Origin of the sequence: Amphibiibacter pelophylacis (assembly GCF_037688875.1) — a bacterium.
Lineage (GTDB): Bacteria > Pseudomonadota > Gammaproteobacteria > Burkholderiales > Burkholderiaceae_C > Amphibiibacter > Amphibiibacter pelophylacis.
Map to the genome: position 1 here is coordinate 1 of NZ_JAWDIE010000015.1, position 12,213 is coordinate 12,213.

Here is a 12,213-nt window from a genome sequence, read left to right on the forward strand (position 1 = left end):
AATGACGCGCCGGTCATCACCGGCACCAGCGTCGGTGCTGTGACCGAGACCAACGGTCTGACCGCCGTTCAGACCACCGGCAAGCTGATCGTGAACGATCCGGATGCCAACCAGTCGAGCTGGCAGGCAGTGAACGACAAGGCCGGCAAGTACGGTCACCTGACGCTCGACGCGCAAGGCAACTGGGTCTACAAGCTGGATTACCAGAACGCCACCGTGGTCGCACTGCCCCAGGGCGGCAAGCTGACCGACACCGTGACCGTGCTGACAGCCGACGGCACGTCCAAGGACATCGTCATCACCATCAACGGCATCGACAACGTGACGGTGGTGGACCAGAGCGTCATCAACGCCAAGGGCGCTGTCACGGGTGTTGAAGACACGAGCCTCACCCTGAGCTGGGACCGTTTCGGCGTCACCGGCATCAACGGCGTGGGCACTCTGGGCATCAAGGTGACCAGCCTGCCGGCCGACGGCGTGCTGCAGCTGAATGGCTCTGCCGTCAAGGCCGGTGACACCATCACCAAGGCCGACATTGATGCAGGCAAACTGACCTTCAAGCCCGATGCCAACGAATCCGGCATCGAAGCCTTCAACGCTCCGGGCGTGGGCAACGAGAAGAACGATTACGCGCAGTTCAAGTTCCAGGGCACGGACGGCACCAGCACCTCGGCCGAGCGCACGCTCACCGTGGACATCAAGCCGGTGACCGATGCCCCGACCTGGGGCGGGGTCAACCAGAAAGTTACCCTGCAGACGGTCCAGACGGGCCCTGCACTGAACTACAGCGAAGATTTCCAGGACGGTCTGGCCCAGGGCTGGACGGCCAGCAACAGCAAGACCGGTGCGACTGGCGCTGTTGAAATCGGCCCGGAAAATGTCTACGGCGGAGCAACCAGCACCAACCTGGCGCTGGAAGTGGAAGCCGATACCGGCATCGATACGCTGGGGCGCACCTTCACCACCCAGAAAGGCGTGGGCTACACCTTTGACTTCGACTACATGGCGCGCGCAGGTTATACCGGCGGCACCAACAGCCAGATCAGCGTGCTGGTCAATGGCGTGGTGGTCAAGGTGGTCAACACCCAGTCCACCAGCTGGAGCCACCAGCAGTTCACGTTTGTGGGCACGGGCAGCGACAAGATTGAATTCCACTCTGCGGATGCCAACCGCCTGGGTGGCCTGATCGACAATCTGAAACTGGTTGGCGGCGGTGCCAGCACCGTGGCCAGTACCGATGTGACCATCGTGTCTGATGGCAGTACAGCCAACCCGGTTGCCCTGACCACCGTGGTGAACCAGACACTCAAGCCGCCTGTTGGCGCTGTGAACTTCACCGACAACGACGGCAGCGAAACCCACCTGGTGGTGCTGAAGGGCGTCCCGGCCGGTTTCGCGGTCAGCGACGGCACTCACACCCTGACCAGCACGGGCGGCGACATCACCGTGTTTGATGCCAAGGCTGCGGCCACGGCCAACTGGGCGCTGGACAAGCTGGCGGTCACCCCGACCACCGGCTACGTCGGCACCATCACCCCGGTACTGCACGCCACCAGCCAGGACGTGGGCGACGTCGTCAAGTCGGCCGATTTCAACATCAGCCTGACCTGGACGCCGCTGCCGGCCAACAACCCGGCCATCGTGACGGGCGACACCAGCAGTGCCGTGACCGAGAACAATGGCACTGGCACTGTGACGACCACGGGCACGCTGGTGGTGAGCGACCCTGACGCGGGCCAATCCGCTCCCAAGGCGGGCACCTACACCGGCACCTACGGCAAAGTGGTGCTGGGCGCTGATGGCAAGTGGACTTACACGCTGAACCAGACGCCGGATATCATCTCCCTGACCACCGGCCAGACCAAAACCGACAAGGTCACGGTGCAGACGGTGGATGGCACGACGCAGGTCATCACCATCACCATCAATGGCCTGAACCAGCCCGTGACGATCAACACCGTCGCGGGCGACGTGCAGGAAGACACCAAGCTGTCCTACGCAGCCACCACGGCGGCCACGGGCCAGCTGGCGGGCACGGACGAAGCCGGCAAAGCCATCAGCTTCGATGCCAAGGTCTATGCGGGCACCTACGGCTCGCTGACCGTCAACAGCAACGGCACCTGGAACTACGCGCTGAACAACAGCGCCACCAATGTGCAGGCGCTGAAAACCGGCGATACCGTGCCTGACAAGTTCACCGTGACGGCAGCCGGCGGGCGCACCACCACCGTGGACATCGCGGTCAAGGGCCTGAATGACGCTCCGGTCGTGACCGGCGCCACCCAGGGGGCCGTGACCGAGAACAACGGCACGGGCACCGTGACCACCACGGGCACACTGCTGGTGAACGACAAGGACGCGGGTCAGAGCGGTACGCTGGCGGGCGATTACACCGGCAAATACGGCAAGATCGCGCTGGATGCCTCCGGCCACTGGACGTATACGCTGAACCAGACGCCCGATATCATCGCCCTGCTGAACGGCCAGAAAACGACCGACACGGTCAAGGTCAAGACGGCGGACGGCACAGAAGTGCCCATCACCATCACCATCAATGGCAAGAGCCAGGGGGTGGAGCTGAACAGCGGCAGTGCAGACTTCAAGGAAGACGTGGCGCCCTACACCCAGAGCGGCAAGCTGGTGGGCACGGACGCCAACGCCCAGGCGCAGGTCTTCCCTGCCACGGACAAAACCAGCGAGTACGGCCACTTCACGCTGGCCGCCGACGGCACCTGGAAATATGAGCTGAACAACGCTTCGGCCAAAGTGCAGCAGCTGGCGGCGGGCGATGTGGTGACCGAGAAGTTCGACATCACGACCGCCACGGGCGACAAGACCACGGTCAGCATCACCATCCAGGGCACCAACGATGTCCCGCAGATCACGGGCGACGACAAAGCCACCGTGACCGAGAACAATGGCACGGGTCTGGTCACCGCAGCAGGCAAGCTGACGGTGGTGGACGTGGACCACGACCAGAGCAGCGTGGCTGCGGGCAGCTACAACGGCAAGTATGGCCAGGTGGTGCTCCAGGCCGATGGCACCTGGAAGTACACGCTGACCCAGTCGCCCGAAATCATCGCGCTGCTCAACGGTCAGTCCAAGACCGATACCATCACCGTCCGTACGGCCGATGGCACGCCCAAGGATATCGTGGTCACCATCAACGGCACCAGTGGCACCGCCACAGTGACGTCGGGTGTGGCCAGCTTCAAGGAAGATGTGGCGCCCTACACCCAGTCGGGCGAGCTGACCGGCAAGGACGCCAATGGCCAGCCTGAAGTCTTCCCGGCCATCAACAAGTCGGATGCTTACGGCACCTTCACCCTGAGCAGTGACGGCAAGTGGACTTACACGCTGAACAATGCGTCCAGCGATGTGCAGAAGCTGACCGAAGGTGAAAAAATCACCCAGACCTACGACATCACCACGGCCACGGGTGAGAAAACCACGATGACCATCAACATCGTGGGCACCAACGACGCGCCGACAGTGACGGGCAGTACTGCGGGTGTTGTGACCGAAACCAACGGCAAGTCCACGGTGACCACCTCGGGCACGCTGGTGGTGTCTGATCCGGATGCGGGTCAGAGCGGTACGCTGGCGGGCGATTACTCCGGCAAATACGGCAAGATCACGCTGGATGCGGCCGGTCACTGGACGTACACGCTGAACCAGACGCCTGAAGTCATTGCCCTGCTCAACGGCCAGAAAGCGACCGATACGGTCACGGTCAAAACGGCTGACGGCACGAATGTGCCGGTCACCATCACCATCAATGGCACGAGCCAGGCGGTGGTGCTGAACAGCGGCAGTGCGTCCTTCAAGGAAGACGTGGCGCCCTACACCCAGAACGGCAAGCTGGTCGGCACGGACGCCAACGCGCAGGCCGAGGTCTTTACACCAGCAGATAAGACCAGCGCCTACGGCCACTTCACACTGGCTGCCGACGGCACCTGGAATTATGTGCTGGACAACGGTTCGGCCAAGGTGCAGCAGCTGGCAGCAGGCGATGTGGTGACCGAGAAGTTCGATATCACCACCACCGCAGGCGACAAGACCACGGTCACCATCGTGATCAATGGCACCAATGACGTGCCCGTCATCAGCGGCACCCAGACCGCCACCGTGACCGAAAACAACGGCACGGGCGTGGTCAAGTCGGTCGAAGGCACGCTGGTGGTGACCGATGTGGATCACGACCAGAGCAGTGTGCACGCCGGGACCTACAACGGCACCTACGGTCAGGTCACCATTGATGCGGCCGGCCACTGGACGTATACGCTGACCCAGACGCCCGAGATCATCGCCCTGGTGGCGAACAGCCCGGCCAAGACCGACATCGTCAAGGTGACGACGGCCGACGGCACGGAAGTGCCGCTGACCATCACCATCAAGGGCGCTGACCCGGCGGCCGGAAGCGTGGCGGGTGTGGTGTGGAACGACGAGAACGCCGACAAGAGCCGCGGCAGCAGCGAGGCTGGTGTGGGCGGTGTCGAGATCGCCCTGCACAACGCTGCGGGTGCTGTGGTGGCGACCACCACCACGGCCGCTGATGGCAGCTACACCTTCCAGAACGTGCCGGTCGGTAGCGGCTACACGGTGGACGTGAAAACGGGCGCCGAAGGCAGCGCCGTGCTGAACAACTACCACTTCACCACCCAGGTGACGGCGGCGGGCGTGGGCCCGGCCTTCGCGGTGGTGGGCGGCCAGACGGCCACCCAGAACGTGGGTGTCCAGGCCGATGCGGCCAGTGTCAAGGGCCACGTCTGGAACGATGCCAACGGCAACGGCCTCCTGGACACTGGAGAGAAGGGCATTGCTGGCGTGACCGTGGATCTGCGCATCGCGGGCAGCTCCACCTCCGTGGGTCAGGTGACCACAGACGCCAACGGCGACTACGTGTTCAACGATGTTCGTCCGGGCCGATACTTTGTCGACTTCGCTGAAGACAGTGCCAGTCTGTCCGGTCTGGTGGCCACCGCAGCCAAGGTGGGCAGTAATCCCGCCATCGATTCCAACATCATCAATGCGGGGGGCTGGACCGACAACTTCACTCTGGGTGCGGGCCAGTCGCTGACAGATCTGGACGGCGGCTTCAAGGGCGCGCTGGCGTCGATCAGCAACGCACAGGTGACCGAAGGCCAGAGCCTGGTGTTCAACGTCAGCCTGAGCAGCCTGCCTGCGGCGGCCAGCTTTGACTTCAACGTCAAGGGTGTGACGGCCACGTCGGGCGCCGATTTCAGCACGAACTACGCGTTCACCAATGGTGTGACTTACGACGCGACAGCAGGCAAGATCACCATTCCGGCCGGTGTAACGGGCTTTACGGTGACCGTGCCGACGGTGGATGACCAGATCATCGAGCCGACGGAAACGCTGGAAGTGACGCTGGGCAGCCTGAAGGCCACCGGCACCATTCTGGACAACGACGGCACGCAGGGCGTGACGGGCGTGACCCCGGGCGGCACCGATGGCAATGGCGCGATCATCCCGGCGCAGGTCGTGGAAGGCAACCCGCTGGCCTTCACGGTCGAGCTGAACAAGGCCTCGAGCACGGTCACGACCCACAGCATTTCGCTGCAGGGCGTGACGGCCACGGAAGGTCTGGACTACACCAAGTCCTACGCCTTCACCAACGGTGTGACTTATGACGCCACCTCCGGCAAGATTTCCGTGCCGGCGGGCGTGACCAAGTTCACTGTGCTGGTGCCGACCATCGATGACAAGATCATCGAGCCGACCGAGACCGTCAAGCTGACCGTGGGGGGCAAGGAAGCCGTTGGTTCCATCCTGGACAACGACGGGGTGCAGGCCATCAGCGCCATCACTCCTTCGCAGGTCACCGAAGGTCAGAACCTGTCCTTCGCCGTGACGCTGAACGCGGCATCCAGCAGCGCCACCACCTACGACCTGAGCCTGGCCGGTGTGACGGCGACCAAGGGTGTGGACTTCTCTACGGCGGTCACCTTCACCGGCGGTGTCACTTACGATGCCGCCACGGGCAAGGTGACGGTCCCGGCGGGCGTGACCAGCTTTAACGTGCTGGTCCCGACCATCGACGACACGCTGAAAGAGTCGACCGAAACCCTGACGCTGACCCTGGGCGGCAAGAACGCCACGGGCACCATTCTGGACAACGACGGTGCGGCGATCCCGACGGCCATCATCGGTTCGGTGGATGAAGCCAGCTTCTCAGGCATCACCAGCGGCCAGACGACCACCACGGGCAGCGAGGGCACCATCGACAATCCGTTTGGTGATCTGGGCAACCTGTTCAATAACCCGGGCCAGGCTTCGGGCCAGCTGCCGGTGGACACGACGGTCAAGGGCGTCAGCCCGTCGACCACGTTTGATCCGCAGGCCTCGAATGGCTTCGTCAAGAACAGCGAAGGCAACTGGACGGATCTGGGCACCTACGGCAAGCTGACGGTGGCCGCTGACGGCCACTGGACTTACACCCTGGATCAGAACCTGACGGCAACGCAGGCCCTGACCACGGGCCAGGTGGTGACCGATTCCTTCGTGGTGCGCGATGGCAATGGCAATGACCGCACGGTGCAGGTCGAGGTGCATGGCACCAACGACGTACCCATGGGCAACAACGACTTCGCCCTGCTGCAGGGCGCGGGCGGCACAGTGCCGAAGGCGGGCATGTCGGTTTCTGGCAACGTGCTGACCAACGACTTCGACTACGACAAGGGCGATACCCTGCATGTCAATGGCATCAAGAACACCCAGCTGGTTCAGGGTCAGGTCGGGCAGGAACTGCAGGGGGCGTTCGGTCACCTGGTGATCGCCGCCGATGGCAGCTACACCTACACGCTGGACCGTCAGCCCAGCATCGATGCCAAGGGGGTGGCCAGCACGCCTGAAACCTTCACCTACACGGTGACGGACGGCCATGTGGGGGCCGACGGCAAGCCGGTGCAGACCGACGTGCAGCTGATCATCCACTTCGACGACACGAAGAACTTCACGGTGGTCCAGGACGCCCAGCTGGGCGACCAGACGCTGTACGCCAGCCAGCAGATCCACAACGTCTTCCAGTGGAGCCTGTCGGATCTGGATACGGCGGCGGTGCAGGGTGATCCGCTGTTCGCTTATACCGACAAGGTGGTGGGTTTCCAGGCGCAGGCGGCCAATGGCAAGGCTGCGGATGTGCTGGATCTGGCCGATCTGCTGCCCAGCGATCAGGCCCAGCTGGACAAGTACCTGAACTTCAGCGTGGATGCGGCGGGCAACACCACCGTGCACATCAGCAAGGACGGGGCCTACACCACGCAGGGTCTGGACGCGGCGCACACCAATCAGAACATCGTTCTGGAAGGCGTGAACCTGTTCACGATGCACGGTCTGACGGCCGGCACCACCGGCGCGGAGCAGGCACTGATCCAGGAGATGCTGAAAGACGGTTCGCTGAAGATCTGAGCGTGATCCCCTGATGTCCGGGGTGCCGGATGTCTGGTGCAAAACCCCCATGAGCCTCGGTTCGTGGGGGTTTTTGCGTTAAAAATGTCCCCCGACTGTGGCTTGTGGGCTGTGACAGCGGCGGTGACGTGGTGTACAGTGAAGCGATATGCTGTTCGGTTTCATGGGGGGTGTTTCCCCTGCGCCACGATCCCTGTCGTGAACCCCAAAAAGCACCACACGGCCCGAGGAAATCAGGCAAAATGCGGTTTATCAGCATCATTGATTGATTTTAAGAGTCATTTTTCTAAATTTTCCTTGTTTATCAATAGCTTGCGTTGTGTACTGAAGCTATTCGGTACTGGAACCGGAACCTGAGCGGCCTCAAAGCCCGGAAAGACTGCCATGAGCGAAATCTGTAAAGCCCCCACTATTTCTGTCCGTGCGGTCAAGGCCGCCGCAGCTGCTCCTGCAGTTCACCATGCACCGGGCTACAGCCCGCGCGGCCGCAAACTCGCCAAGGCCAAAAAACCGACGCGTCTGCTGCGCAAGACCACCGAGGCCGTGGTCGTCGCCGACAACTGCGACCCGCCTGTTGTGGCTGATGTCGCCAAAATCCTGCCGCTGCCGCCCGAAGCCCATGACCAGGCCAAGCACGCCGCTGCCGTCAACGACGACCTGAAGGACATCCTGGCCGCCGTGAACCGTGGCGATGGCGATGCCGCCACAGCGGCAGGCCCACGCGGTGGCGATCCCGGCAGCTCCGCCGACGGTGGCTTCAGCCCCGCTGTGCGCGTCGAGCGCGCCACCGAAACGGCCCCCACCGGCAACCCGGGTGTCAGCGTGCCGGGAGGGGGCGTTTCGTTGCCTCCCTTGTCGGTGCTGCCCACGGTGACGCCTCCGGTCACTGATCTGACCCCGGCTCCTGCACCCGCGCCAGCCCCCGCGCCTGCACCCGCTCCCGCTCCGACCACGGGGATCGAGCTGGCTCCCGTTTCTAATTCGGGTGACTCCAACTCTGACAAGTTCACCAATGTGCAAAAACCTGTGCTGGAAGGCACGGGCGAGCCCGGCACCAACGTCCTGATCACGGTCAAGGATTCTGCCGGGCACACCATCGAATACAGCGCGCCGGTGGATGCCAACGGCAACTGGGTGCTGGATACGGCCACTGCAACGGCCATCAACAACACCAGCATGCCGGCCGGTGGCCTGGCCGAAGGCACTGTCAGCCTGCACATCGTCACCACCAATGCGGCAGGTCTGTCGGCCGAGGGCGACAACACCTTCATCATTGACGTGACCCCGCCCGCGCCCGTGCTGGTCATTGATCCCGATTCGGCCAACCCGGACAAGCCCGTTCTGGTCATTACTGGCGAACCCAGCCGCGAAACCACCGTGACCATCAAGGACGCGGCGGGCCTCGATGTGGTCTACAAAGTCTCGACCGATGCCAACGGCAAGGCCACGCTGGATCTGTCGAGCGCCACGCCGGTCTCCGGCAGCATCGGCAATGGCCTGCCGCACGACGAAATCACCTACAGCGCCGCGCAGACCGATATTGCGGGCAATGCCGGTAACGGCAACCTGGTGGTTGATCCGCTGGTGGTGGATCCCAGCATCACCAATGGGACCGTGGGCAGCACAGTGACCGAAGGGACGCCGCTGACCTACAGCGTGATGCTGTCTGCCGCCTCGTCCGCGCCGCAGTACCTGACGCTGGCCATCGGTGCCGCCGGGGACACTGCCACCGTCGGCCAGAACTACACGACCGATCTGAGCTTCACCAACGGTGTCACTTTCGACGCGACGACGGGCCTGCTGCGTGTCCCCGCCGGAGTGACCAGCTTTGCGATCAATGTTCCGACCGTCGACAACAACATCGTCGAGCCCAGCGAAACGCTGACGCTGGTGGTGGGTAACGCCAACGTGGTGGGCACCATTCTGGACAACGACGGCCCCGTGGTCATCGGTACGCTGACCCCGGGCGGCACGGACGCCAGCGGCAACCTGATTCCTGCTGAAGTGGTGGAAGGCAATCCGCTGGCTTTCACGGCCACGCTGGCCAAAGTGTCGGCGACAGCCAGTACCTTCGCGCTGGACCTGACGGGCGTGACGGCCACCGAGGGCGCGGATTACACCAAATCCTTCACCTTCACCAATGGCGTGACCTACGATGCGGCCACCGGCCAGGTGACCGTGCCCGCCGGTGTGAGCAGCTTCACCATCCTGGTGCCGACCCTTGACGACAGCATCGTCGAGCCGACCGAAACGGTGAAGCTGACGCTGGGTGGTGTGGATGTCACCGGCACCATTCTGGACAACGACGGCCCGGCGGCCATTGGCACGCTGACGCCGGGCGGCACGGACGCCAGCGGCAACCTGATTCCCGCTGAGGTGGTGGAAGGCAACCCGCTGGCCTTCACGGCCACGCTGGCGAAAATCTCGACGACCGCCAGCACCTTTGCACTGGACCTGACGGGCGTGACTGCCACCGAGGGCGCGGACTACACCAAGTCCTTCACCTTCACCAACGGCGTGACCTACGACGCGGCCACCGGCCAAGTGACCGTGCCCGCCGGTGTGAGCAGCTTCACCATCCTGGTGCCGACCCTTGACGACAGCATCGTCGAGCCGACCGAAACGGTGAAGCTGACGCTGGGTGGTGTGGATGTCACCGGCACCATTCTGGACAACGACGGCCCGGCGGCCATTGGCACGCTGACGCCGGGCGGCACGGACGCCAGCGGCAACCTGATTCCCGCTGAGGTGGTGGAAGGCAACCCGCTGGCCTTCACGGCCACGCTGGCGAAAATCTCGACGACCGCCAGCACCTTTGCACTGGACCTGACGGGCGTGACTGCCACCGAGGGCGCGGACTACACCAAGTCCTTCACCTTCACCAACGGCGTGACCTACGACGCGGCCACCGGCCAAGTGACCGTGCCCGCCGGTGTGAGCAGCTTCACCATCCTGGTGCCGACCCTTGACGACAGCATCGTCGAGCCGACCGAAACGGTGAAGCTGACGCTGGGTGGTGTGGATGTCACCGGCACCATTCTGGACAACGACGGCCCGGCGGCCATCGGCACGCTGACGCCGGGCGGCACGGACGCCAGCGGCAACCTGATTCCCGCTGAGGTGGTGGAAGGCAACCCGCTGGCCTTCACGGCCACGCTGGCCAAGGTGTCGGCCACGGACAGCACCTTCGCGCTGGATCTGACCGGCGTGACGGCCACCAAGGGTCTGGATTTCACAACCGACGTCACCTTCACCAACGGTGTGACCTACAACGCCACCACCGGTCAGGTGACGGTGCCTGCGGGCGTGAGCAGCTTCACCATTCTGGTGCCGACCCTGGATGACACGCTCAAAGAGCCGACCGAGACCCTGACGCTGACCCTGGGGGGTGTCAACGCCACGGGCACCATTCTGGACAACGACGGCGCAGCCATTCCTCCCGCCATCATCGGTACGGTGCAGGAAAGCAGCAGCTCGGGAATCACCACGGGAGAGACCACCACCACAGGCGAGTCTGGCACCATCTCAAATCCCTTTGGTGATCTGACCGGTCTGTTTGATGATCCGGGCCAGGCCGCTGGCCAGTTGCCCCTGGACACCACGGTCAAGGGTGTCAGCCCCTCTGACACGTTTGCGCCGCAGGCTTCTGCCGGATTCGTGCAGAACGTTCTGGGTGAATGGTCGGCCTTGGGCACCTACGGCACGCTGACCGTGGATGCCGACGGCAAATGGGCTTACGTCCTCGACCAGAACCTGGCCACGACGCAGGCGCTGGTCGCCGGGCAGACCGTGAACGACAGCTTTGTGGTCCGCGACGGTAACGGCAACGATCGCACCGTGGAGATTTCGGTGCTCGGCGCCAACGATTCGCCTGTGGGCAATGTTGACCACGCTGAGCTGGTGGGTGCGAATGGCGGGCTTCCCGCAATCGGAACCAGTATCTCGGGCAATGTGCTGACCAACGATTACGATTACGACAAGGGTGACACCCTGGCCGTCAGCGGCATCAAGAACACCCAGCTGGCCACTGCGGATGTCGGTCAGCGCCTGGACGGGGCTTTTGGTCACCTGGTGATCGACGCTGACGGTCATTACACCTACACCCTGGACCGCCAGCCCAGCGTCAATTCCAGCGGCGTTGCCAGCACCCCGGAAACGTTCACTTACACGGTGACGGATGGCCATCTGGACGCTGACGGCAAGCCCGTGCAGACAGAAGTGCAGCTGATCATCCACTTCAATGACACCAGTAACTTCACCGTGGTTCAGGACGTGCCTGCGGGCGATCAGACCCTGTTTGCCAGCGCTGCGGTCCACAATGAGTTCCAGTTCAGCCTGAGCGATCTGGCCATTGCTGCAGTGCCCGGCGATCCGGTCCACATCTACACCGACACCGTGGTGGGTTTCCAGGCCCAGGCCGTGAACGGCAAGGCCGCCGATGTGCTCGACATGGCCGATCTGCTGCCCAGTGACAAGACCCAGCTGGACAAGTACCTGAACTTCTCGGTCGATGGCGAAGGCAGCACCACCGTGCACATCAGCAAGGATGGGGCCTTCACCACGCAGGGTATGGACGCGGTGCACACCAATCAGAACGTTGTTCTGGAAGGCGTGAACCTGTTCGCCCTGCATGGTCTGACGCCCGGAACCACTGGTGCGGAACAGGCGCTGATCGATGACATGCTCAAGGACGGTTCGCTGAAGATCTGATTCTGAAAGGCGTGCAGTTACAGGTTGTCCCTGCGGCTGTGTCCGCATGGGCCTGCGCCTGGTACCGCAGGC

The 12,213-nt window shown here is 63.3% G+C and carries 2 protein-coding genes; both read left to right on the forward strand.

Going from position 1 to position 12,213, the window contains the following annotated elements; all coding sequences use genetic code 11:
• On the forward strand, nt 1–7,431 hold a 7,431-nt coding region (locus tag RV045_RS10065; RefSeq protein ID WP_423235654.1), incomplete at its 5' end, for a VCBS domain-containing protein.
• A gap of 384 nt (nt 7,432–7,815) precedes the next feature.
• Nucleotides 7,816–12,141 (forward strand): VCBS domain-containing protein, encoded by a 4,326-nt coding sequence (locus RV045_RS10070; RefSeq protein WP_423235655.1) that lies wholly within the window; start codon nt 7,816–7,818, stop codon nt 12,139–12,141.
• Nucleotides 12,142–12,213 lie beyond the last annotated feature (72 nt).

What these genes read in the sequence shown, in the direction of transcription:
- RV045_RS10070 (WP_423235655.1), top strand. Translation starts at nt 7,816, where the DNA reads ATGAGCGAAATCTGTAAAGCCCCCACTATTTCTGTCCGTGCGGTCAAG.